Below are 24288 nucleotides of genomic sequence, written 5' to 3'. Positions count from 1 at the left end.
TTTTGAATCATGATGAAATTTTCCCACGTTAAAATTTATTAAATGAATAATTATTCATACTATTAAAGTAATATAATACTATATTACTAATAAAAAATAATAAATTATTGAGCATATATATTTTTATATATACATATATTTTAATAATTTTTATATACAAATTTTTTTTAATAATTATTTTTTTAAAAAAATTATAATTCTGATAAAGGAGGAATATATGAAATAGACATATCCCATGGTTGTTCTATCCAAGTATCCTGAGAAACATCGATTACATATTCATCTACAAATAATTTCCCTATAGGTTTTGCAAAAATAGTTACAAAATATGCTTTCGGATACATATTACGAATAACTTTTGCTGTACCTCCTGTGTCGACTAAATCATCAATAACTATAATTTTTTCTTCATTTCCTTTTGCTAATTTAATGATTCTTAAATCTCGTAAATGATTATAATCATAACTAGAAATGCATAAGGTATCTACTAATCTTATTCCTAATTCTCTTGCAACAATTGCGGAAGGTATCAGTCCTCCTCTACTAACAGCTATAATACCTTTCCAGTTATTTTTTTTTTTTAATAAACTTTTAGCTAATCTTCTAGCATAAATTTGTAATTTGTCCCAAGTAACAATATATTTCTTACCCATAAAAATTCCGAAATTGTTAAATTATTATTTAATAATACTTTGGGAATAAAGTTACTAATATTAATTAATATATATTCAAAATATATAAAATTTTTCTATAAAAAATAATTAATATTAGTCTCGTATAAAAATTCATTTCATAGAAATATATATTTATATATATAAAAAAATATGTGAAAAAAATAAAATTTATATATATATTAAGATTGAAACCTTTTCATTTCTTTTTCAATTAATAATATAATAATATGAATTATTTTTATATGCATTTCCTGTATTCTATCAGAATATTTAAAATGAGGAATAGTTATTTCTATATCAGCTAAACCTGCAATTTTTCCTCCATTTTTTCCTGTAAGAATAATTGTTTTCATATTTTTCTTTTTAGCTGTTTTTATTGCCTTTAGAACATTTAAAGAATTTCCAGATGTTGTTATTCCAAATAAAACATCTTCTTTATTTCCTACAGCTTCTATATATCGTGAAAATACATTTTCATAACCTAAATCATTTCCTACGCAAGAAAGATAACTACTATCCGATATTGCTATAGCGGAATATCCAGGTCTAATTTTTCGATAACATCCTGTTAATTCTTCTGCAAAATGCATAGCATCGCAATTAGAACCTCCGTTTCCACATGAAAGAACTTTTTTTTTTTTTTAAAAGTATTAGCAATTAATACTGCCGCTTTTTCTAAAAAACTTAATTGTATATCATTTTTTAAAAAAATTTTTAGTATATTTAAAGCAGAACGCAATTCATTACGAATAATTTCTTTGTACATAAATTATATCCTTCTCTATTAAATATATGTATTCCTACGTATATATATAAAAAAAATATAAATTTTATTTTATATATTAATATATTATTAAAAATAATATTTTAAGAATTCTATTGAAAATATTACTAATTCAATATTGCTAAAAGTAATTTTTTAGTAATTAACAAGATCAAAAAGATTTTTTAAAAGGATTTTATGCGCAGAATTATTAAAGAAGAAAATAGAATATGAAATATTATATACTTTCGGTGCGGACGGGGCTCGAACCCGTGACCTCCGGCGTGACAGGCCGATATTCTAACCAACTGAACTACCGCACCAAGTAAAAATCTTTTCAAATCATATTATGATACTTTTTAAAAAAGTAGTCAACTAAATTATCAATTTTTAAAAAAATCAATCCATAAACACTGTCCAGATTTTTCTTTCATTTCTTTTAAATAAGAGTTATGATCGAGTTTTTCTTTTTCGGTAGAAGGTGTATGATAACAAAAATTATTTTTTAAAAAGCTATTTTTTTTTAACATATTTTTTTGCTGATATTTATTTTCTTGTAAATCAAAATTTATTTTTTCTTGATTGCTTGTCATAAGCAAATATACTTTTGCTAATAGCTTAGCATCTACTATTGCACTATGTAATTTTCTGTTAGTATTAGTTACTTTATAACGAGAACAAAGAGCATCTAAAGAGTTTTTTTTACCTGGAAATAATTTTCTTGCAATAACTAATGTATCTATTAAATTTAAAAAATTTTTTCCTATTTTTATTTTAATATTTAAAAAATTAAATTCATGTTGAATAAAACTAAAATCAAAATCAGCATTATGTATAATTAAATCTGAATTTCTTATATATTTTAAAAATAGATTGGAAATTTGTTTAAAAGATGGTTTTTCTTTTAAAAAAGAATCAGATATTCCATGAATCTTAAAAGCTTCTGAATCAACCTCTCGATTAGGATTAAGATAAAAATGGAAATTATTTCCTGTTAATTTACGATCTATCAATTCTACTGCTCCAATTTCAATAATCTTATGATTCTTGCAAATAGAACCTTTTCGATTCATACCGGTCGTTTCAGTATCTAAAACTATTTGTCTTATCATTAGTTTAAATATAAAAATAAGTGGTTATTAATTTTTAGGAGATTATATATTAAAATGGAAAAATTAGTTAAAATATTTACTGATGGGTCTTGTTTAGGAAATCCAGGACCCGGTGGATGTTCAGCGATTATCAAATATAAAAATAATAAAAAAATATTATCTCTAGGATATTATTTAACTACAAATAATAGAATGGAATTAATGGCGACAATCATGGCTATAGAATGCCTCAAGAAAAAAAGTAACGTTTTATTAACTACAGACAGTAAATATGTCAAAACTGGAATTACTAAATGGATTTTAAATTGGAAACTAAACAATTGGAAAACCAAAAAAAACAAAAAAGTAAAAAATATAGATTTATGGAAACGCTTAAATAGTTTATTAAAACAACACAACATTTCTTGGAAATGGACAAAATCACATATTGGTAATAAAAATAATGAAAAGTGCGATAAATTAGCTAAATTAGCCGCTAAATCTGCAAACCTAGAAGATTTAGGATATAATAAATAATTATTTTATTTATATTACAAATATAAAGAATTTTTAACTATGATTAAAATAAAAAAAATAAAAGTGTTAAAAGATAACTATATCTGGATAATAGTTAACAAAAAAAAATTGGTAATTATAATTGATCCTGGTGAATCTGAACTTCTTATTTCTTACTTAAAAGAAAAAAAATATTTTCCAGTCGCTGTATTTTTAACTCATAAACATTTAGACCATACAGCAGGGGTTTTGGATTTATTAAAAAAATTTCCTAAATTAACAATTTATGGTCCTAAAGAAATAAATAACTTAAAATTTATAAACTATGTTGAAGAAAATAAAGAAATTAATTTATTTGATAGAAAGTGGAAAGTTATACATACACCAGGTCATACTATAGGTCATATAAGTTATTATTCCGATCCATTTTTATTTTGCGGAGACGTTTTATTTTCTGGGGGATGTGGAAAAGTGGATGATAAAAATTATCTTTTTTTATTTAATTCTATTAAAAAAATATCTTTTTTACCCGGTGAAACTTTAATATATTCTTCACATGAATATACAGTTAAAAATCTAAAATTTTCTCATTCTTTATTAAAGAATGATAAAAAAATTAATTTTTATTATAAAAAAATTAAAAAATACAACAAAAAAACATTTTGTAGTTTACCCACAAAATTAAAATTTGAAAAAAAGATAAATATATTTTTAAGAACTGAAGAAAAAAAAATAAAAAATTCTATAAATTTACCTTTCTCATCTAGCTCCTTTGAGTGTTTTACTAAACTTAGAATTTTAAAAGATTATTTTTAATCTTGGAGCTAAGCGGGGTCGAACCGCTGACCTCCTGCGTGCAAGGCAGGCGCTCTACCAGCTGAGCTATAGCCCCCCATTTAATAATAATGGTAGGCCTGAGCGGATTTGAACCACCGACCTCACCCTTATCAGGGGTGCGCTCTAACCAACTGAGCTACAAGCCTGTTTTACTTGTTGTTTTAAACATCAGAAAATTTGTGTGGGCACATTCAAAATTAATCATATTTTTTTAAGGAGGTGATCCAACCGCAGGTTCCCCTACGGTTACCTTGTTACGACTTCACCCCAGTCATGAATCACAAAGTGGTAAGCGCTCTCCTCTAACTCAGAGGTTAAGTTACTTGCTTCTTTTGCAACCCACTCCCATGGTGTGACGGGCGGTGTGTACAAGGCCCGGGAACGTATTCACCGTGGCATTCTGATCCACGATTACTAGCGATTCCTACTTCGTGGAGTCGAGTTGCAGACTCCAGTCCGGACTACGATTTACTTTATGAGGTTTGCTTATCTTTGCAGAGTTGCTTCTCTTTGTATAAACCATTGTAGCACGTGTGTAGCCCTGGTCGTAAGGGCCATGATGACTTGACGTCGTCCCCACCTTCCTCCGGTTTATAACCGGCAGTCTCCTCTGAGTTCCCGGCATGACCCGATGGCAACAGAGAATAAGGGTTGCGCTCGTTGCGGGACTTAACCCAACATTTCACAACACGAGCTGACGACAGCCATGCAGCACCTGTCTCATAGTTCCCGAAGGCACTTTCTTATTTCTAAAAAATTCTATGGATGTCAAGACCAGGTAAGGTTTTTCGCGTTGCATCGAATTAAACCACATGCTCCACCGCTTGTGCGGGCCCCCGTCAATTCATTTGAGTTTTAGCCTTGCGGCCGTACTCCCCAGGCGGTCGACTTAATGCGTTAGCTTCGGAAGCCATTCCTCAAGGAAACAACCTCCAAGTCGACATCGTTTACGGCATGGACTACCAGGGTATCTAATCCTGTTTGCTCCCCACGCTTTCGCACCTCAGCGTCAGTATTCGTTTAGGAGGCCGCTTTCGCCACAGGTATTCCTCCAGATATCTACGCATTTCACCGCTACACCTAGAATTCTACCTCCCTCTACGATACTCTAGTTTTTTAGTTTCAAATGCAGTTCCTAAGTTAAGCTTAGGGATTTCACATCTGACTTAAAAAACAGCCTACGTGCTCTTTACGCCCAGTAATTCTGATTAACGCTAGCACCCTCCGTATTACCGCGGCTGCTGGCACGGAGTTAGCCGGTGCTTCTTTTTCGGATAACGTCATTAAATAAAATTATTAGTTTTATCTTTTTCTTTTCCGACGAAAGTACTTTACAACCCTAAGGCCTTCTTCATACACGCGGCATAGCTGCATCAGGCTTTCGCCCATTGTGCAAGATTCCCCACTGCTGCCTCCCGTAGGAGTCTGGACCGTATCTCAGTTCCAGTGTGGCTGTTTGTCCTCTCAGACCAGCTAGAGATCGTAGCCATGGTAAGCCTTTACCTTACCATCTAGCTAATCTCGTCTGGGCTCATCTAAAAGTGAAAGGTCTAATAAAAGATCCCCTCCTTTGGTTTTTCAACATTATGCGGTATTAGCTACCGTTTCCAGTAGTTATCCCCCTCTTTTAGGCAGATTCCCAGATATTACTCACCCGTTTGCCGCTCGCCGACAAAGAAATAAATTTCTTTTCGCTGCCGCTCGACTTGCATGTGTTAAGCTTGCCGCCAGCGTTCAATCTGAGCCATGATCAAACTCTTCAATTTAACAAAATTTTTCGCTCATAAGAGCATATTTCTTAAAATACTTTGTAATTAAATTTGATGTACCCACACAGATTTTCTGATATTTTTAAAGAGCTTTTTTACTAACTTTAACAATACTATAATTAAACTTTAATTTTGTCAATAAATTTATTAATTTTTTTTAAGTATTTTTTTATATAAATATAGTATAAAAATTTTTATATCTTTTTTCTAAAAATAATTTTCTCTTTACCATTTTAAAAATAAAAAGAAATTAAAAATTATTATTTTAATAAAAAATATGTTATACAGTACTCTTTTATATACAAAGGAAATTATAATAAATGAACCTTTATTTAAAACTTTCAGAAATAATAAAAAAGGCATTAATTGATTCTTCTGCTCCTTTAGATTGCAATCCTGGAATAAAAAAAAGTTCTGAAAATCAAAAAAGCGATTATCAAGTAAATGGGATAATTAGCATCGCTAAAAAAATGAATATAGATCCTTATAAATTTTCAAAAAAAATAATTAAAAACATTAAAAAAAAAGATTTTTATGAAGAAATAAAAGTTATTAAATCAGGAATAATAGTTATTTTTTTAAATAAAAAATGGTTAGAGAAAAAAATTAAAAAAATGTTTTTATGTTCCAGACTAAATATTTATAGTACTTCAAAACCAAAAACTATAGTAATAGATTACTCCTCTCCTAATGTAGCAAAAGAAATGCATGTAGGTCATTTAAGATCAACTATTATAGGGGATGTATTGGCTAGAGTATTAGATTTTTTAGGACATAAAGTCATTCGAGCTAATCATATAGGGGATTGGGGTTTACAATTTGGTTTGCTTATTTCATTCTTAATAGAAAAAAAAATTTATAAAGAAAAAAAAATTAGTTTAAACTTATTAGAACTAATTTATCAAAAAGCTAAAAAAAAATATGAAAAAGATCAAAAATTTTCTAAAAAAGTAAAAAATTATACTTTTTTATTACAGAATAAAGATTCTTTTTGTATGAAAATATGGAAAAACATAGTCAATATGACTATAAAATATAATCAAAAGTTATATAAAAAACTAAATGTTTCATTACGTCAAAAAGATATAAAGGGAGAAAGTCAATATAGTGATATGCTTTTTCCAATTGTTAAAGATCTTATACAAAAAAAAATAGCTATTCGAAAAAATGGTTCTCTTTTAATTTATTTAAATGAATTTAAAAATAGAGAAGGAAAAACCATGGGAGTTATTATACAAAAAAGCGACGGATCCTTTTTATATTCTACAATTGACATTGCTTGTTTAAAATATAGATGTGAAATTTTAAAAGCAGATAGAGTTATTTACTATACTGATTCAAGACAAAAACAACATTTAAAACAAATTACAATTATTGCTAAAAAAGCCGGATATGTACCAAATTATGTATCTATAGAACATCATGTATTTGGAATGATTTTATCTAAAAATAAAAAACCTTTTCAAACAAGAACAGGAAATACTATAAAGTTAGTTACTCTTTTAGATAATGCTATAAAAAAATCTATTAAAATAATAAAAGAAAAAAATCCAAACATGTCTAAAGATGAAATTGAGAAATACGCTCCAATTATTGGAATTGGTGCACTTAAATATTTTGATCTATCTAAGAATAGAAAGTCTAATTATATATTTGATTGGGATCAAATTTTATCTTTTGAAGGAAATACAGCACCATATATTCAATATGCTTACACTAGAATTATTTCTATTTTTAAAAAATCTAAACTTGATAAATCAAATATTTCAGGAAAAATTTATTTAAAAAAAGAAATTGAAAAAAAACTAGTTATTAAATTACTTGAATTTGAAGAAATTATTATTAATGTTTCCAAACACGGAAAGCCTCATATTATTTGTACGTATTTGTATGAACTATCTTCTATTTTCTCTTATTTTTATGAAACTTGTTCAATTATTTTTTCAAAAAAAAGAAAAATATTTATTAGTAGGATTACTATGTCATTATTAACTGCAAAAGTAATAAAAAAAGGATTAAGCTTGCTAGGCATAAAAACTATAAATAAAATGTAAGTTATTTTTTTAAAATTAAACAAAACAATCTTTTTATTCATACTGAATAAAATTTACTGTTGTAACAGTAGCACTATTTTTAATTTCCATATTAGATAAAACTGTTAATGCTGAACAATGTTTCCGTAAAACAATAGACAAAAATCTTCTTATAAAGTCATCGACTACAAGAACTAAAGAACCTTTTATTTCTTTTTGTTTTTTAATTGATTTTTTCGTAGCTTGTATTAATTTTAAAAGAAAAATAGGATCAATATTATTTTTATTTTTATTTTTTAATAAATCTAATAATTTTATTTCTATTTTAGCATCTAATTTCATTATTTTTGCATTATTTAAATCAGGAAAAATTTCTTGTACTATACTACTACTTAAAGCAATTCTAACTTCTCTTGTTAAATCATTTACATTTTCGTAAATATTTGAATATTCTATAATTGTTTCTAAAATTGTTCTCATATCTTTAATAGAAACATTTTCTGATAATAAATTTTTTAAAATAGTATGTAGTTTTATAAATGATATACTATTAGGTATTAAATTTTCTATCAATTTAGGTATTTCTTGTTCTAACCGGTTTAATAAATTTTGTGTTTCCTGAAACCCTAATAGATTGCTTAAATTTTTAGAAATTAAAACACTTAAATGAGTAGCTATAATTGAACTAGAATCGACTATGGAATAACCATACGCTTTAGCTGTATTTAACATATTCGCATCAATCCAAATAGCAGAAAAACCAAAAGCTGGTTCTATTGTACTTTTTCCCTTTATTTTAAGAATATTTTTTTTAGCATCAATGGCTAAATATTTTTTTGGAAAAACAGTCCACTCGTCGTATTTAATCCCTTTGATAAAAATTTTATAAGAATTACAAAGCAAATTCACATTATGTTTTATATGCACATATGAAGGTAAAAATCCGAATTTTTTAGCCGATATTTTTCTAACTTCAGCGATTTTATTTAATAAATTTTTTTCATTTTCGGAATCAACTAATGAAAGTAAATTCTTACCTATTTCTATACTAATCATATCTTCTATATGTACATCATCCCAGGAAGCTTCTACTATTTTTTTGCTTTTAACTTGCTTTCTAGAAAAATTTTCAATTTTTTTTCTTTTATGAATAAGATATTTTGAAAAGGAAAAAAAAAATATGGTAAATATTAAAAAAACTAAATTAGGCATTCCAGGAATTAATCCTAACGTTCCTAATACAAAACCACTAAGTAAAAATACTTTTGGATCAGAAAATAATTGTTTTACTATCTGTTCTCCAACATTTTGAGAAGTATTAACTTTAGTTACAATAACTCCGGAAGCTATTGAAAGAACTAAAGCAGGAACTTGTGCTACTAAACCATCTCCTATAGTTAACAACGTATACGTTTGTATAGCTGTTTTAAATTGCATTTTATGTTGCAACATGCCAATTATTAATCCACCAAAAATATTTATTATCATAATAAGAAGTCCAGCAATAGCATCTCCTCTGACAAATTTACTAGCTCCATCCATAGAACCATAAAAATCAGCCTCTCTAATTACTTCTAATCTGCGTTTTCTAGCTATTTTTTCTTTAATTAAACCCGCATTAAGATCAGCATCAATTGCCATCTGTTTTCCTGGCATTCCATCTAGTATGAATCTAGCGCTAACTTCTGCTATTCTTCCAGCTCCTTTTGTTATTACTATAAAATTAATAATAATAAAAATAGAAAAAATAATAATTCCAATTGTAAAATTACTACCGACTAAAAAATGTCCAAATGCTTCTATAACTCGACCAGCTGAAAAAACACCATTATGTCCTTTTAATAAAATAATTCTAGTCGAAGCAATATTTAATGCCAATCTTAATAAAGTTGAAAATAATAATATTATAGGAAAAGCTGAAAATTCTAGCGTTTCTTTAACAAGCATGGTTACTAGTAAAATCGTAATGGATATTGCTATGTTAAAAGTAAAAAAAATATCTAAAAAAAATGCGGATAAAGGAAGAATCATCATTGATAATATCATCAAAACTAAAATTGGTCCTACAAAAGAAACCCATTCTGTTTCTTTTAAAGTTTTTTTAATATTTTCAATAAAAATAAAATTTTTTAACATTTTTAATTTCCTTAATATAAGCATTAATCAGAAATAAATATATTTTTAGGTTTTTTAAGAAATGTCACTTCTGCTTCTTTTTTGTCTTTTAATTTTAAAAATCCAAAATACAGTATTATTTATTAAGTAAATATACTTTTTTTAGAAATTTCATTTTCTATAAAAATATTTTTATGACAAAAATAGCTAAAAAAATAATTATTTTAGTATTGGAATACTATTCCTTTTAGCTAATTTAACAATTAAAAATATTATTTTATTTTTTCTCTTCGCTAATGAAATCGGTTTTTTTTATTCATTAAATCAAAGCTTAATATAACTAAATAATGATGTCTATCTATAATAATCAGACCAATTATTTTAATACTAAGAATTATTTTTTTTTACTTAATATTTTTTTTATTTCATTTCGAATTCTATTTTTAATAATAATATTTCCTTCTATTTCTTTTGTTTCTTCCCTTATTTCTTGAAAAGACATTTTCATTCTTTTATAAAAATAAAAATTTTTTAAAAAAATATCAAAAAAAACAATAGGTAAAAAAATAAGAACAGCTAAAAAATAACATTCATAGATAATGTTCATTCCTAATAAAACAGATTTATTAAAAGAACATTTCATTAAAAAAAACAGCTTATTAGCTATATGTACTATATAGCATTCAGTAAAAAAAGAAATAACTATTATTTTTACTATTATTTTAAAAAATTCAATTATTGATTGGAAAGAAAAAATTTGTTTTATCCAATTTAAAAAATTCATTCTCTGGATGTTTCTTTTAAAAAAATTAGTTGTAAACCCTATACTTCCAGATAAAAACGAAAAAAATATTATTTGTATTAAAACTATTGTCATAAATAAGAAAAAAAATATTAGTATATTTTTAATAGATATAAAGAAATTTTTTCCTATGTGTTGAAAATTATTAACGATAGATTTATCAAAAACTAAGTAATTAGTTAACATATTTTTAAATTGAAAAAAAATATTAATTTTAAAAATCCAAATCATCGCAAAAATAGAAAATAAAATTATAAAAGAAGTTAATTCTTTAGAAAATTCTTTTATATTTCCATATTTTTTTTCTTTTTTAATACGATAAAGAGTTGGTTGTTCAGTTTTTTCATCATTTTCTAATTCATCGCTCATTTCTGATCCTCAAATAAAAATCGAAAATGTTTATAATTAATTTTTTATTTTAAAAAAAATTTAATTGAATTAATTTTTTTATTTTATTTCTAAAATAACAAAAAAATATATTTTTAGTTTCTAAATAAAATACTATATTCTATATATATATAAAATATAAAAAAATAATTTTTAAATAAAAAAAGAAAAATATAAATTATGAGAATTTCGAAATATATTCTATCTACTATCAGAGAAAAACCAAGTGAAGCTGAGACAATAAGTCATCAACTAATGTTAAAATCAGGTATGATTAGAAAGATATCTTCAGGAATATATACATGGCTTCCAATAGGTTTGAGAGTAGTAAATAATATACAAAAAATTGTAAGAGAAGAGATGCTCAAAATTGGCGGAATAGAGTTTATTATGCCGATGTTACAACCTATAGAATTTTGGGATCATAGCGGAAGATTGAATCAATATGGAAAAGAACTTTTTAAAACAATAGATAGAAATAAAAAAACTTTTATTCTAGGTCCAACTCATGAAGAATTAATTACAAAAATAATTAAAAAAGAAATATATTCTTATAAACAATTACCTATTATTTTATTCCAAATTCAAACAAAATTTAGAGATGAAATACGACCTCGTTCTGGAATAATTAGATCAAGAGAATTTATAATGAAAGATGCTTATTCATTTCATACAACTTCTTCTTCATTACAAAAAACTTACGATATTTTATATAGAACTTATATTTCTATTTTTAATAAAATAGGATTAAAAATAGTTATTGTAGAAGCTAACTGTGAATCTATGGGAGGAACGATATCTCATGAATTTCAGGCGTTATCAAAGTCAGGAGAAGATCTCTTAGCAATTTCTAATCAAAATAATATTACAACAGTAAAAAAAGTTTTTTCTATAAAAAATAAATTTAAAAAAAATAAACAAAAAACATTTAATTCAACTGAAAGTTTTTCTTTATTAAATAATAATAAAAATATTAATTTAAAAAAAATTAAATTAGTACAGATTATTTCATTAAAATCCAAAAAAAATAGTTTATTTAAAATAGTTTGTTTATTAATAGAAAAAAACAGTGAAATTGATATTTCTAATATTAGAATGACAGATTTATTAACTACTCCTATAAAATTTTTAAATCAAAAAGAAATATTTAAAATACTAGGAAAAAATTTAGGTTTGAAGGAAATCAAAAATTCTTTATTAATTAAATTAATAATCGACCAATCATTAATTTCTGAAAAATATTTTTTAATTCAACTAAATAATGAAGATAAATTTTTAACTTTGATAAATTTAAAAAAAGATTTTATTAAACCTATCTTTATAAATATCAAAAATACTATGAATAAAAATAAATATTTGAATCAAGAAGAATTTAATTTACATAAAAGTATAGAAATTGCTCATATATTTAAATTAGAAAAAAAATATTCTCGTATGATTAATGCTAAAGTAAAAAAAAGTAATGGTTCCTCTACTTTTTTTAAAATGGGATGTTATGGAATTGGAATTAGTAGATTAATTGCGGCTTTTATTGAACAGAATTATGATAATAGAGGAATTATTTGGAATAAATCTATAGCTCCTTTTCAAGTAGTAATTTTACCTATAAATTTAAAAAATTCTTCTAATGTCCAAAAAATGACATTTTTTATTTATGAAAAATTTAAAAAAGAAAATATAAATGTACTTTTAGATGATAGAGACGAACAAGTTGGAGTAATGTTTTCTGATATGGAATTAATAGGAATTCCCTATTCTATTATAATCAGTAAAAGATATTTATCAAAAAATAGTGTTGAATTTAAAGAAAGAATTAATAATACTTCTTTTATTGTTCCTGTAGATAAAATTTTTACTTTTATTAAAAATAAATTAATATAAAAATATATTTTTATACGTAATGTTAAATAGAAAAATATTATTTTTTTTTTATTTAACATTACCTATATAAAAAATTAATTAACTAATAATAAATTATTTTTTCTTCTAAATTACATTCTAATTTAAATTGAATTTTTTTTTCTCCTAATATTTTTTTTAATTCATTTAATAAATTATTAGATACTGAAATGTGATATTTTGTATCAAAGTAAACATCTTTTTTAAAATCTTTACTTATATAGTTCATATATACCGGAACTCTTCCATGAGCATGATTTACCAAAATTTCTTTTAATGAATTAAGTAATAATTCGCTATTATTACTTTCATGTAATTTAAAAATTAATTTAGATATATATTTTTTTCTAAAAAAATTTATATTGCTAACAAAATTAGCAATTAATATTTTTTCTCTATTAAAATAACTATATTTAAGTTTACCTTCTATTATTAGGATTTCGTTTTTTTTTAATAAATCTTCAAAAACATCTAATACTTTCTCAAAAATAATTACCTCTAATCGACCTAAATTATTATCTATTACGATAGAAGCAAATCTTTTCTTATTTTTTGAAAATAAAATTTTTACAGAAATAACTATTCCTGCTACTATTTTTTTTTCTTTTTTCTTAAGATATAAATCTTTATATACTTTATTTTCATTTTGTATATAAAAATTAAGTTCTTCTTTATACTGATTAATAGGATGTCCCGTTAAATAAAATCCTAAAACTTCTTTTTCCCAATTTAATTTTATTAATTCTGAAAAATTATTTTGAAAATTTGAAGATAAAGGATGTATTTTTTCTAATTCTGTTAATAACGATCCAAATATATTTTCTTGATACTCACTTTTGCTTTTTAAATATTGTTTAGCTGATTTCATAACTTTAGGCACTGAATAAATTAATTCATATCTAGTTTTTTTAAAACAATCAAAAGCACCTGCCATAATTAACTTTTCTATTATTCTACGAGAAAGTTTTGAAGGACTGACTCTAATACAAATGTTTAACAAACTAACGAAATTTCCATTTTTCTTTCTTTCCGTAATAATTTCAGTAATAGAACTTTTTCCAATTCCTTTTATAGCACCCAATCCATATTCTATACTATGGTTTGAATTAACATAAAACTCATATTTACTTCTATTAATATTGGGTGTATTAATAACTAACTTCAATCTCAAACATTCATAAAATAAAATTACAATTTTTTCTGTATTATCCATATCTACTGTCATTGCTGCTGCCATAAATTCTGCAGGATAATGTGTTTTTAACCATAATGTTTGATATGAAACCAAAGCATAAGCTACAGAATGAGATTTATTAAACCCATATCCTGAAAATTTTTCAACTAAATCAAATATTTTCATTGATAATTTTGAATCTATAAAATTTTTTTTAGCGCCTTGTTGAAATAAATTACGTTGTTGATTCATTTCTACTGGATTTTTTTTAGCCATAGCTCTTCGTAATACATCAGCACCGGATAAAGTATATCCAGCAAATACTTGAGCAATACTTATTACTTGTTCTTGATATAAAATTATCCCATAAGTGGAAAGTAAAACAGGTTTTAATAATTTATGTTGCCATTTTTTATCAGGATACGCTATTACTTCTTTTCCGTGTTTTCGATTAATAAAATTATCTACCATTCCGGATTGTAATGGTCCGGGGCGAAATAAAGCTACTAAAGCTATAAGATCTTCAAACGAATCAGGATGCATTCTTCTAATTAAATCTTTCATTCCAGGCGATTCTAATTGAAAAATAGCGGTAGTTTCTGCTTTTTGTAATAATTTAAAAGTTTTATAATCATTAATAGGAATTGATAGGATATCTATTAACTTTTTATTTTTTTTTAATAATTGATTATTAATCATATTTAATGCTGAATTAATCGTTGTTAACGTTTTTAATCCTAAAAAATCAAATTTCACCAATCCAATTTCTTCAATGTCATTTTTATCAAATTGAGTTAATAAATTTTTAGAGTTTATATCTCTACATAAAGGTGAAAAATCAGTTATTTTTGTAGGTGTAATAACAACACCTCCTGCATGTTTTCCTACATTTCTAATAACACCTTCAAGATTTTTGGCCGTATCAATTAATATTTGAACATCTCTTTTATGATTATATAAATCTAATAATTCTGTTTGTTTATTTAAAGCAGCGTTTAATGTAATACCAGGATCTAATGGAACTAATTTAGAAATTGCATTAATAAATCCATATGGATAACCTAATACTCTTCCAACATCTCTAATTACAGCTCTTGCGGTCATAGTTCCAAATGTAATAATTTGTGAAACGGAATTTTTTCCATATTTTTCCGCGACATGTTCAATAACTTTATCTCTTTTGTACATACAAAAATCTATATCAAAATCAGGCATAGATATGCGTTCTAAATTAAGAAAGCGTTCAAATAAAAGATCAAATTGCAAAGGATCTATTTCAGTAATATTTAAAGCATAAGCAACAAGAGAACCAGCTCCTGAACCTCTTCCTGGTCCAACTGGAATTCCATTTTTTTTAGCCCACTGAATAAACTCCATAACTATTAAAAAATAACCTGGAAATCCCATTTTATTTATTACTGTTAGTTCTTTAAATAAACGAATTTTATATTCTTTTGGAATAATATTTTCCGATATTTTATTTTCAGAAAATAAATTTTTGAATCTTTCTTTTAATCCTTTTTTAGCTTCTATGATTAAATAATTTTCAGTATTTATATTTCCAGTAAAAAATTTAGGTAAAAAATATTTACCGAAAATAATTTTCACATTACATCTTTTAGCAATTTCTACGCTATTTCTTAAAGCAACCGGAAAATCAAAAAATATTTTTTCCATTTCCTGTGAAGAACGCATAAATTGATTACGAGTAATGTTATTTATTTTTTTTATACTATTAAGTGTTAATCCTTTATTAATAGCAACTCTAATATTATGAGTATTAAAATCTTTTTTTTTAAGAAAAAAAACTGGATTTGTAGCAACTATCGGAATATTGTTTTTGATAGATATCTCAACAGCTTTATTAATATAATAATCTTCATATTTTAAATTTATTCTTGTTAATTCTAAATAATATGAATCAGGAAAAATTTTTTTATAAAAAATTAAACAATCTATAATTTCTTTTTTTTTTTTTTTAATATAAGTTGCCCAACATCTCCTAAACATCCTCCTGATAATGCTATTAAACCTTTATTATATTTACATAACCAATCTGTTATAATAACAGGTCCGTTATCCTGAAACGTTTCATTTTGATGGGCTTTAGAAGATAATTTTATTAGATTTTTATATCCTATTTCATTTTTAGCTAATAAAGTAATACTGCAAATCTTATTTTTTACAAATTTAGAAAAAAAATTAAAATCAATACCAATAATAGGTTTAATTCCTTTTTTATGAGCTGCTTTATAAAATTTTATAACTCCGTATAAATTAGATAGATCAGTTAAACCCAATGCAGGCATATTTAATTTTAGAGCTGAATCCACCAAATTTTCTGGTTTTGATAATCCGTTTATCATAGAATAATCACTATGAGAACGAAGATGAACAAATTTTAATTCTTCCATATTTTTAATGCCTAAATTTTTTATTTAAATTAAATATTTTTAATAACTTTAATATTTTAATAAAAAAAAGTCTCTTGAGAGAAAAATATATTTTTAATTAATTTTAAATTAGAAAAATTTATATTTAAATATAAATTTTTTCTTTTAAAGAAAATTACTATACTGAAAAATAATTTTAAAAAAAATTAATAATTATGATTTTTTAACGGAATCTTTATTTATTTTCATACAAGAAAAATATGTTAAGCATACAATTTTTTTATTTACTTTAGCAATACCTTTTAATTTTATAAGATTTTTTTTTTTATGAAAACTTTTATAAAAATTCTTTGTTCAGGAAAAACAAAAGTCTTTAAATTACACTTTTCTATACTAGAAAGACAATAAAAATCTTTTAAAAGTATTTTTTTTTGACTTTTTAATAATAAAAAACAACTAGATTGAGCCATTATCTCCATAATATATACACCTGGAAGAACAGGAAATTTAGGAAAATGACCTTTTAAAAATAAATCATTTTTTTTAATTAATTTAGTAGTTTTTATGTATTTATTTCTCTCAAAATCCAAAACTTTATCTACTAATAAAAAAGGATTTCTATGAGGCAAGACTTTCTTTATTTCATCTTTATTAAAAATAATATTCATAGTTGACAATTTATTTTTTCCTATTTTTTTTAAAAAAATAAATATTTATAAAAAATAAATATTTATTTATATAAAAATTTACTTTAAATAACTAGCATTCTTTATCAATAATTTGACAAATTTATAAAATTAAAAATAATTTTTTATTATTTATATATATTTTTTATTTCCCAAAGTTTCTTTTTCTTTTTTTAAATTGATTAATAGCTTTTGTAAATGACCGACTATTAAAGTCTGGCCAAAATATGTCAGTAAAATATAACTCTGAATAAGCGATCTCCCAAAGTAAAAAATTACTAATACGAATATTTCCTCCAGTTCTAATTAATAAGTCCACTGGAGGTAAAAACTTTGTAGATAATACTGAAGAAAAGGTGTCTTCTTGAAGATCGCTTATATCTAATTTACCTAAAAAAATTTTGTTTACAATATTTTTTACACCTCGTAAAATATCTTGACGACCTCCATAATTAAGTGCAATATTAAGTTTTAATCCTTTATTTTTACTAGTTAATAACTCAGAAATTTTTATTTGTTTTTGCAAAGCAGAATGTAATTTTTTTTTATTTCCTAAAATTTTTAATTTAATATTATATTTGTTTAAGTTTAAAACATCTTTTTTTAATATTTTTTCAAATAAAAACATTAGATTTCTAACTTCTATCGAAGAACGTTTCCAATTTTCATTACTAAATGCATATAAAGTTAAAACTTCAATATTGTTAAATAAAGCAAATTGAATAGACCGATAAACAGCTTTAATTCCTTCCTGATGACCAAAAATTTTAGGTTTCCCCCTTTTTTTTGCCCACCTACCATTTCCATCCATAATAATAGCAATATGAGAAGGAAAATTTCTTATTTTTATATTCATAAATAATATGACTATTTAATAGCTTTCATAAACTATATTTTTTACTTTTAAAATTTTTAATACTATATAAAATTTATATTTTAAAAATAAAATGATTTATGTATAAAAAATATAACAAAACTTATATATAACTAAAAATTCATTAATTCTAATTCTTTCTTTTTTAAAATATTATCTATTTTTTTTATAAAAAAATTTGTTTTTATTTGTAAATTACTTTGAAAAGTATAATCTTTATCTTTAGTAATTACTTTATCAATTAATAATTTTTTTATTTTTTCTTTTGCATCTCTTCGAATATTTCTAATATTAATACGAACTTTTTCAGTATCATTTTTTACAATTTTCACTAATTCTTTTCTTCGTTCTTCTGTTAAAAAAGGAATTTTTATTAAAATAGTATTTCCTTTAGAAATAGGATTTAAACCTAAATTAGAACTAATAATTTTTTTTTCTATTAATTTTTGAATGCTATTTTCAAACGGAGTTACTTTTAACGTTTGAGAATTTTCTATCGTAATATTAGCTATTTTTTTTAATTCTATTTTTTTTCCATAATATTCAATAAAAATTCCATTTAATATATCAGTTGAAACTCTACCTGTTCTTATTGTATTTATTTTTTTTTTAAATTTTACAATACATTCTTCCATTTTTTTATTAACATATTTTTGAATGTTTTCAACCATAGGATTTCCTTAAATATTTATTTAAAAATTTTATTAACAAAATTTTCAATATTTTTAAAATTAACATTTTTTAAAAAAAATAAACTTTTCTTCATGAATATTATTTATATCTTTTATTTTTAAAACATAACTAAATTTAAAAACCATTAAAGAACTTTCATTTACAGCTCTTTAATAGTTCTTTTAAGAGTTATAAAAAATTTTATTATTTTAATAATAGAATATTGTTAAGATTATGAAATCTCTCCAACCTCGAATCTTATAAAAGAAATTACTTGGGAATTATATAATTTAAGTAATTGAGAAACTTTTTTTTTAGGTTCAAAAACAAAATCTTGTCCTGTTAAAGAAATTTCGTCTTTAAATTTATTTATTTTTCCCTCCATAATTTTTTCCATGATTTCATTCGATTTATTCATTTTTTTAAGAGAATTTAAAAAAATTTTTTTTTCTCTAATGAGTACCTTTTCGGGAATAATATTTGGACTCAAATATTTTGGTTTACTAGCCGCAATATGCATAGCTATATTTTTTGAAAATAAATCATTATCAGAACTAATATCTAAAATTACTCCTATTGTATTATTATGATGCATATAACTAACTATATTAGTTCCAATTAAAAAATGTATTCTACAAATTTTAATATTTTCTCCTACTTTGGAAATAATTTCTTTTTTTTCTTTTTCAAAAATTGATTTAATATAATTTAAATCATTTGTTTTTTTTAATAAAATTTCATCAACAATTTTTTTTCCAAATAAAAGAAAATTTTTTTCTTTTGCCACAAAATCAGTTTCAGAATTTAATTCTAGTATAGCAGCTGCTTTTTTTTCTACTTTTAAAAAAATCTTGCCTTGTTTTGTTCCATAAAAAGATCTTTTTTCTGCTTTAATTTCACCTATTGTTTTAAGAAAATCAATTGATTTTTCTAAATTCCCCTCCATTTTAACTAAAGCATTTTTACATTCCATAATACCTGCACCGGTTCTATCTCTTAATTTTTTTACAAGAGAAGCATTCACTTCTTTACTCATATTTATTCCTTAATTGATTTATAAGAAAAATAATGTTAAATACTATAAATTAAAAAATACTCTTTTAAAGAAAAAATTTTTTATATAGTATATTTATATATAAAAACTTTTTATTTTGCTTTATTAAAAAATCGTATGTTTTTATTGTTTTTAACATTTATTCCATGAATTAAAGTAGTAATAGCATCCAAATATAATTTAATTGCCCTAATAGCATCATCATTACCAGGAACAATATAATTAATTCCATCAGGATTGGAATTCGTATCTACAATAGCAAAAACCGGAATTCCTAAATGATTAGCTTCTTTTATAGAAATTTGCTCATGTTCAGCATCAATAACAAATAAACAATCCGGTAAACCTCCCATATTTTTTATTCCGCCTAAACTATTTTCTAATTTCTTTAATTGTTTCTTTCTAATTAAGACCTCTTTTTTAGTTAATTTTTCAAAAGTTCCATCTTTAGATTGTATTTCTAAATTTTTTAAATTTTTAATAGATTGACGAACTGTTTTCCAATTTGTTAACATACCTCCCAACCAACGATGATTGACATAAAAATGCTTGCAAGCATTTGCTGATTCTTTTACTATTTTACTAGCTGCTTTTTTTGTCCCAACAAATAAAATTTTTCCTTTTCTAGAAACAATTTTTTTTAGTTCAAGTAAAACAGTATTAAACATAGGAAGTGTTTTTTCTAAATTAATAATATGCACTTTATTTCTTATTCCAAAAATAAACGGCTTCATTTTAGGATTCCAATATCTGGTTTGATGACCAAAATGTACTCCTGCTTTTATCATATCCCGCATAGAAACTATTGACATAATTACCTCTATTTAAAATTTTTTTGCCATAAAAATAGTATTTTTTTTTACTATCTATTTTTTTTATTTATTAAATATAAATTAATACAAATAAAAAATATTTAAACATATTTTTATCATTTATAAAAAAATAAATTATAATTTTTTATAAACTTTATTTACTTTATAGAAAATCAAAATTTTTTACTATTTTTTATAATAGTATAATCTATATATATCAAAAAAACTGTAAATTTAATAATTTCTATTATAAAAAAGGGGAAATTTTATGTATAAAAATCTCATAAAAAAAAATACAGAAATAAAAAAGATGAAAAAAGTTGGAAAGATAGTATCTAATGTTTTAAAAATGATTTCAGAATATGTTGTTCCAAATATAACTACAGGAGAATTAGATCGAATTTGTCATGATTATATTATATATGAAGAAAAATCATTTCCTGCTTGCCTAGGGTATAATGGATTTCCAAAATCAACTTGTATTTCTGTAAACGATGTTGTATGTCATGGTATTCCTAACGATAAAAAAAAATTAAAAGATGGAGATATTGTAAATATTGATGTAACCGTAATAAAAAATTCTTATCATGCAGATGCTTCTAAAATGTTTTTTGTTGGAAAGCCTACTATTTTAGGAAAAAGATTATGCTACGTTACTAAAAAAAGTTTAGATTTAGCTATTGAAATAGTAAAACCAAATATTTACATAAACCAAATAGGTAAAGTTATACAAACTTATGTTGAAAAAAAAGATTTTTCAATAGTGAAAGATTATTGTGGACATGGTATTGGAAGAAATTTTCATGAAAATCCTCAAATACTTCATTATTACAAAAAAGAAAATAAATTTTTATTAAAAGAAAATATGACTTTTACAATTGAACCAATGGTAAATGCCGGTTCTCATCATATAAAATCAATGCAAGATGGATGGACTATAAAAACAAAAGATAGAAGTTTATCTGCTCAATACGAGCATACTATTTTAGTTACTAAAAAAGGGTGCGAAATTTTAACTTTATAAAATATATTTCTTTAAAAAAAAATATATATTTTGATAAAAATCGTATAAGTTATAAATAGTTTATATTTTCATATATTTTAAGGTTTATTTAAAAAATGAAAAATTTAGAAAAAATAATTACAGAAATATTTCAAGATAAAGAAAATATTAAATTTTCAAAAAAAGAAAATTCAGTCATCAATGTTATTAAAAACGTTATTGAATTACTTAATATTGGAAAACTTCGAATTTCTGAAAAGAAAAATGATATATGGATTACTCATCAATGGTTAAAAAAAGCAGTATTGTTATATTTATATACTCAAAAAAATAAAATTATACCTAATTTAAATAGTAATTATTACGATAAAATTCCATTAAAATACTGTAATTACTCTTTAGAAAAATTTCAAAAAGAAAAAGTTAGAGTGGTTCCTAATGCTACTGTTAGATATGGTGCTTTCATAGAAAAAAATGTAATATTAATGCCTTGTTATATAAATATAGGCTCATATATAGGATCAAACTCAATGATTGACACCTGGGCAACAGTTGGTTCCTGTGCTCAAATAGGGAAAAATGTACATTTATCTGGAGGGGTAGGTATTGGAGGTGTTCTAGAACCTTTACAAAGTAATCCTACAATTATTGAAGATAATTGCTTTATTGGAGCACGTTCTGAAATAGTAGAAGGTGTTATAGTAGAAAAAAATTCTGTAATTTCAATGGGAGTATATATTGGACAAAGTACTAAAATATACGATAGAGAAACTGGAGAAATTTTTTATGGAAAAGTTCCATCAGGATCTGTTGTAGTGCCCGGAAACTTGCCTTCATTAAATAATAAATATAGTTTATATTCTGCAATAATTGTAAAAAAAGTAGATTCTAAAACTAGAGAAAAAGTAAAAATTAATGAATTATTACGTAATATAGACTAAAACAAATTTATTAAAAAAAAATTAAAAAAAATAGAAAAATTTTCTTTTTCACCTAATTTAATAATAAATTAGGTGAAAAACAATTTTTTTTAACTTTAAACTATTAAATAAATTCTACTACTTCCTCTTTTAATATCAAAAACTAATATTGAAAAATTTTTTTCAAAAATATTTTTTAAATCAGTTAAATTAAAAATTTCTTCTTTATTTATATGCAAAATAATATCATCTTTTTTAAAACCTAACTTATAAGCAAGAGAATTAACTTTAACAGAGTTAACTTTAACTCTTTTTTTATTATTAATAGCAAAATTAACAAAGTCGACACCTTCAATTAAATCTCCTGTAATTTTAGCATCTGTTCTTTCTCTTGGACGATATTTTAATGTTACTGATATAATCTTTATTTTTTCATCACGTACTAAACCAATTTTAACAATACTATTAACTGGTAAACAACCTATTTCAGCTCGCAAAGAAGAAAAATTAAAAATTGGTTTCTTATTTAAAGAAATAATCACATCTCCTGCTTTTATTCCTGATTCATCAGCCGCAGAGTTTTTAAATACTTGATTTACAAAAGCTCCTCTTTGCAATTTTAACTTCATTGCTTGTGCTAAATTAAATGTTAATTCAGTTCCGGTTATTCCCAGTTCGCCTTGAATCACTCGACCATATTTAATAATTTGATCAGTAATATTTTTTACTATATTTGTTGGAATTGAAAATCCAATTCCTATATTTCCACCATCCGGAGATAAAATGGCAGTATTAATTCCAATCAATTTTCCTTCTAAATTAATTAATGCTCCTCCTGAATTCCCTCTATTTATAGCTGTATCAGTTTGAATAAAATTTTCATAATGACTATTATTTAATCCACTTCTCCCTAAAGCAGAAATAATACCTGAAGTAACTGTTCCCCCTAATCCATAAGGATTTCCAATTGCTAAAGTATAGTCTCCTACTTTTAAAGTATTTGAATCAATCATTTCAATAGCTACTAAATTATTAGCATCATTGATCTTTAATAAAGCTATATCAAAGCGATTATCTTGTCCTATTAATTCTGCATCATATACGCGTCCATCGTTTAATTTAACTTGAATTTTATTTGTATTTTGAATAACATGACTATTAGTCACCACATATTTATTTTCTGAATCAATTATAACCCCTGAACCTATTACTTTAATCATTTTAGGAAATTGATTATTTTTTATCCACTGTTTACATAATGGAGTTTCATAAAATGGAGATTTATTTTCACAAAATAAAGCTTCATCGTTTAATAAAGATTTATCATTTTGATTTTTATCAATATCTAATGTTGCTTTTACTTCAGAATCTATACTTACTACTGCTGGCATTACTTTATCTAAAATAGAAGATAAGTTAGGAACATTAACTGAAGAAATATTAATTTTTTTAATTAAAAAAGAATCTTTATTTAAAGCAATACTTAATCTAGGAAATACAAAACTTATTATCATTAGTGCAATAGCTATCTTTTTCATATTTTATTCTCAAATTTTATTTTTAAATTCTATGTGAATTTTTTTTGATAAACTTATTTAAATCTCCTTGATTTTATACACTTTTTTAAAAAGAACTATTTTTCTATATTTTTTATAAGTTATCTAACATATTATTAATATATAAATTTAATAATGTAAATTAAACGTTATTTCTCTATTTTAGATTTACATCTTTTTTAAAAAAAATTTCTAAATTTTTTTAAAAAAATAATTTTTTTTTTAAAAATTAAAGTTTTAGAAATAAAAATGATTTAT

16 protein-coding genes, 3 tRNA genes, 1 rRNA gene and 2 pseudogenes are annotated in these 24288 nt (G+C 23.7%); 6 read left to right on the top strand and 16 right to left on the bottom strand.

Annotation, left to right across the window (positions count from 1 at the left end; translation table 11 throughout):
• Positions 1-191 precede the first annotated feature (191 nt).
• The 4 genes and pseudogenes from gpt to dnaQ form a co-directional block, all read right to left on the bottom strand.
• Positions 192-653: a xanthine phosphoribosyltransferase gene (gpt, locus tag AB4W62_RS01070; protein ID WP_367680099.1), complete on the bottom strand. Its 462-nt coding sequence runs from the start codon at positions 651-653 to the stop codon at positions 192-194.
• A gap of 200 nt (positions 654-853) precedes the next feature.
• A pseudogene (gene lpcA, locus AB4W62_RS01065) lies at positions 854-1440 on the bottom strand (D-sedoheptulose 7-phosphate isomerase).
• Between the two features lie 246 nt (positions 1441-1686).
• Positions 1687-1760, bottom strand: a tRNA-Asp gene (locus AB4W62_RS01060).
• A 60-nt stretch (positions 1761-1820) separates the two neighbouring features.
• Positions 1821-2549, bottom strand: a complete 729-nt coding sequence (gene dnaQ / locus AB4W62_RS01055; protein WP_367680098.1) for a DNA polymerase III subunit epsilon — start codon at positions 2547-2549, stop codon at positions 1821-1823.
• Between the two features lie 54 nt (positions 2550-2603).
• Between dnaQ and rnhA the strand changes: the two genes are divergently transcribed.
• Together rnhA and gloB are read left to right on the top strand one after the other, a co-directional pair.
• Complete coding sequence (rnhA, locus tag AB4W62_RS01050) at positions 2604-3065, top strand: ribonuclease HI (RefSeq protein WP_367680097.1); 462 nt, start codon at positions 2604-2606, stop codon at positions 3063-3065.
• 39 nt (positions 3066-3104) lie between these two features.
• Entirely contained in the window at positions 3105-3860 is a 756-nt protein-coding gene (gene gloB / locus AB4W62_RS01045; protein WP_367680096.1) for a hydroxyacylglutathione hydrolase, read from the top strand.
• Between the two features lie 3 nt (positions 3861-3863).
• On the opposite strand, the gene AB4W62_RS01040 is transcribed toward gloB, so the two are convergent.
• The 3 genes from AB4W62_RS01040 to AB4W62_RS01030 form a co-directional block, all read right to left on the bottom strand.
• Positions 3864-3936: transfer RNA gene (locus tag AB4W62_RS01040), tRNA-Ala, on the bottom strand.
• Positions 3937-3950: 14 nt separating this feature from the next.
• Positions 3951-4027 (bottom strand) — tRNA-Ile (locus AB4W62_RS01035).
• 66 nt (positions 4028-4093) lie between these two features.
• Positions 4094-5647, bottom strand: a 16S ribosomal RNA gene (locus tag AB4W62_RS01030).
• Between the two features lie 323 nt (positions 5648-5970).
• Between AB4W62_RS01030 and argS the strand changes: the two genes are divergently transcribed.
• Positions 5971-7704, top strand: coding sequence for an arginine--tRNA ligase (argS, locus tag AB4W62_RS01025; RefSeq protein ID WP_367680095.1), 1734 nt, complete (start codon positions 5971-5973; stop codon positions 7702-7704).
• A 33-nt stretch (positions 7705-7737) separates the two neighbouring features.
• Here the strand turns inward: argS and flhA are convergent, their stop codons facing one another.
• Together flhA and AB4W62_RS01015 are read right to left on the bottom strand one after the other, a co-directional pair.
• Complete coding sequence (gene flhA / locus AB4W62_RS01020) at positions 7738-9819, bottom strand: flagellar biosynthesis protein FlhA (protein ID WP_367680094.1); 2082 nt, start codon at positions 9817-9819, stop codon at positions 7738-7740.
• A 373-nt stretch (positions 9820-10192) separates the two neighbouring features.
• Positions 10193-10969, bottom strand: coding sequence for an EscU/YscU/HrcU family type III secretion system export apparatus switch protein (locus AB4W62_RS01015; protein WP_367680093.1), 777 nt, complete (start codon positions 10967-10969; stop codon positions 10193-10195).
• 198 nt (positions 10970-11167) lie between these two features.
• Between AB4W62_RS01015 and AB4W62_RS01010 the strand changes: the two genes are divergently transcribed.
• Positions 11168-12868 carry a proline--tRNA ligase gene (locus AB4W62_RS01010; protein WP_367680092.1) on the top strand — a complete coding sequence of 567 codons (1701 nt, stop codon included), beginning with the start codon at positions 11168-11170 and terminating at the stop codon, positions 12866-12868.
• Between the two features lie 82 nt (positions 12869-12950).
• Here the strand turns inward: AB4W62_RS01010 and dnaE are convergent.
• The 6 genes and pseudogenes from dnaE to rpsB form a co-directional block, all read right to left on the bottom strand.
• Positions 12951-16474, bottom strand: a pseudogene (gene dnaE / locus AB4W62_RS01005) (DNA polymerase III subunit alpha).
• 287 nt (positions 16475-16761) lie between these two features.
• A complete protein-coding gene (locus tag AB4W62_RS01000; protein ID WP_367680134.1) occupies positions 16762-17121 on the bottom strand; it encodes a 3-hydroxyacyl-ACP dehydratase FabZ family protein in 360 nt (119 codons plus the stop codon).
• A 163-nt stretch (positions 17122-17284) separates the two neighbouring features.
• Positions 17285-17995 carry a polyprenyl diphosphate synthase gene (gene uppS / locus AB4W62_RS00995; RefSeq protein WP_367680091.1) on the bottom strand — a complete coding sequence of 237 codons (711 nt, stop codon included), beginning with the start codon at positions 17993-17995 and terminating at the stop codon, positions 17285-17287.
• Positions 17996-18126: 131 nt separating this feature from the next.
• A complete protein-coding gene (gene frr / locus AB4W62_RS00990; RefSeq protein WP_367680090.1) occupies positions 18127-18684 on the bottom strand; it encodes a ribosome recycling factor in 558 nt (185 codons plus the stop codon).
• A gap of 233 nt (positions 18685-18917) precedes the next feature.
• On the bottom strand, positions 18918-19721 hold the full coding sequence (gene tsf / locus AB4W62_RS00985) for a translation elongation factor Ts (RefSeq protein ID WP_367680089.1): 804 nt from the start codon (positions 19719-19721) through the stop codon (positions 18918-18920).
• A 110-nt stretch (positions 19722-19831) separates the two neighbouring features.
• Positions 19832-20551 (bottom strand): 30S ribosomal protein S2, encoded by a 720-nt coding sequence (gene rpsB, locus AB4W62_RS00980; protein ID WP_367680088.1) that lies wholly within the window; start codon positions 20549-20551, stop codon positions 19832-19834.
• A 268-nt stretch (positions 20552-20819) separates the two neighbouring features.
• Here rpsB and map point away from each other — a divergent pair, with 268 nt between their 5' ends.
• The gene (gene map, locus AB4W62_RS00975; protein ID WP_367680087.1) at positions 20820-21575 is read left to right on the top strand and encodes a type I methionyl aminopeptidase; all 756 of its coding nucleotides are present in this window, start codon (positions 20820-20822) and stop codon (positions 21573-21575) included.
• Positions 21576-21670: 95 nt separating this feature from the next.
• Complete coding sequence (gene dapD / locus AB4W62_RS00970; protein ID WP_367680086.1) at positions 21671-22495, top strand: 2,3,4,5-tetrahydropyridine-2,6-dicarboxylate N-succinyltransferase; 825 nt, start codon at positions 21671-21673, stop codon at positions 22493-22495.
• A 95-nt stretch (positions 22496-22590) separates the two neighbouring features.
• Here dapD and AB4W62_RS00965 read toward each other — a convergent pair whose 3' ends face one another.
• Positions 22591-24012: a Do family serine endopeptidase gene (locus AB4W62_RS00965; protein WP_367680085.1), complete on the bottom strand. Its 1422-nt coding sequence runs from the start codon at positions 24010-24012 to the stop codon at positions 22591-22593.
• Between the last annotated feature and the right edge of the window lie 276 nt (positions 24013-24288).

Origin of the sequence: Buchnera aphidicola (Mindarus abietinus) (assembly GCF_964059085.1) — a bacterium.
Classification (GTDB): domain Bacteria; phylum Pseudomonadota; class Gammaproteobacteria; order Enterobacterales; family Enterobacteriaceae; genus Buchnera_A; species Buchnera_A aphidicola_C.
The sequence above is the reverse complement of the archived record's forward strand: the minus strand, read 5'-3'. Positions and strand labels throughout refer to the sequence as shown.

Excerpts from the sequence above, each read along its gene's own strand:
- gpt (WP_367680099.1), bottom strand. The coding sequence starts at position 653 with ATGGGTAAGAAATATATTGTTACTTGGGACAAATTACAAATTTATGCT.
- dnaQ (WP_367680098.1), bottom strand. The coding sequence starts at position 2,549 with ATGATAAGACAAATAGTTTTAGATACTGAAACGACCGGTATGAATCGA.
- rnhA (WP_367680097.1), top strand. The coding sequence starts at position 2,604 with ATGGAAAAATTAGTTAAAATATTTACTGATGGGTCTTGTTTAGGAAAT.
- gloB (WP_367680096.1), top strand. The coding sequence starts at position 3,105 with ATGATTAAAATAAAAAAAATAAAAGTGTTAAAAGATAACTATATCTGG.
- argS (WP_367680095.1), top strand. The coding sequence starts at position 5,971 with ATGAACCTTTATTTAAAACTTTCAGAAATAATAAAAAAGGCATTAATT.
- flhA (WP_367680094.1), bottom strand. The coding sequence starts at position 9,819 with ATGTTAAAAAATTTTATTTTTATTGAAAATATTAAAAAAACTTTAAAA.
- AB4W62_RS01015 (WP_367680093.1), bottom strand. The coding sequence starts at position 10,969 with ATGAGCGATGAATTAGAAAATGATGAAAAAACTGAACAACCAACTCTT.
- AB4W62_RS01010 (WP_367680092.1), top strand. The coding sequence starts at position 11,168 with ATGAGAATTTCGAAATATATTCTATCTACTATCAGAGAAAAACCAAGT.
- AB4W62_RS01000 (WP_367680134.1), bottom strand. The coding sequence starts at position 17,121 with ATGAATATTATTTTTAATAAAGATGAAATAAAGAAAGTCTTGCCTCAT.
- uppS (WP_367680091.1), bottom strand. The coding sequence starts at position 17,995 with ATGAATATAAAAATAAGAAATTTTCCTTCTCATATTGCTATTATTATG.
- frr (WP_367680090.1), bottom strand. The coding sequence starts at position 18,684 with ATGGTTGAAAACATTCAAAAATATGTTAATAAAAAAATGGAAGAATGT.
- tsf (WP_367680089.1), bottom strand. The coding sequence starts at position 19,721 with ATGAGTAAAGAAGTGAATGCTTCTCTTGTAAAAAAATTAAGAGATAGA.
- rpsB (WP_367680088.1), bottom strand. The coding sequence starts at position 20,551 with ATGTCAATAGTTTCTATGCGGGATATGATAAAAGCAGGAGTACATTTT.
- map (WP_367680087.1), top strand. The coding sequence starts at position 20,820 with ATGTATAAAAATCTCATAAAAAAAAATACAGAAATAAAAAAGATGAAA.
- dapD (WP_367680086.1), top strand. The coding sequence starts at position 21,671 with ATGAAAAATTTAGAAAAAATAATTACAGAAATATTTCAAGATAAAGAA.
- AB4W62_RS00965 (WP_367680085.1), bottom strand. The coding sequence starts at position 24,012 with ATGAAAAAGATAGCTATTGCACTAATGATAATAAGTTTTGTATTTCCT.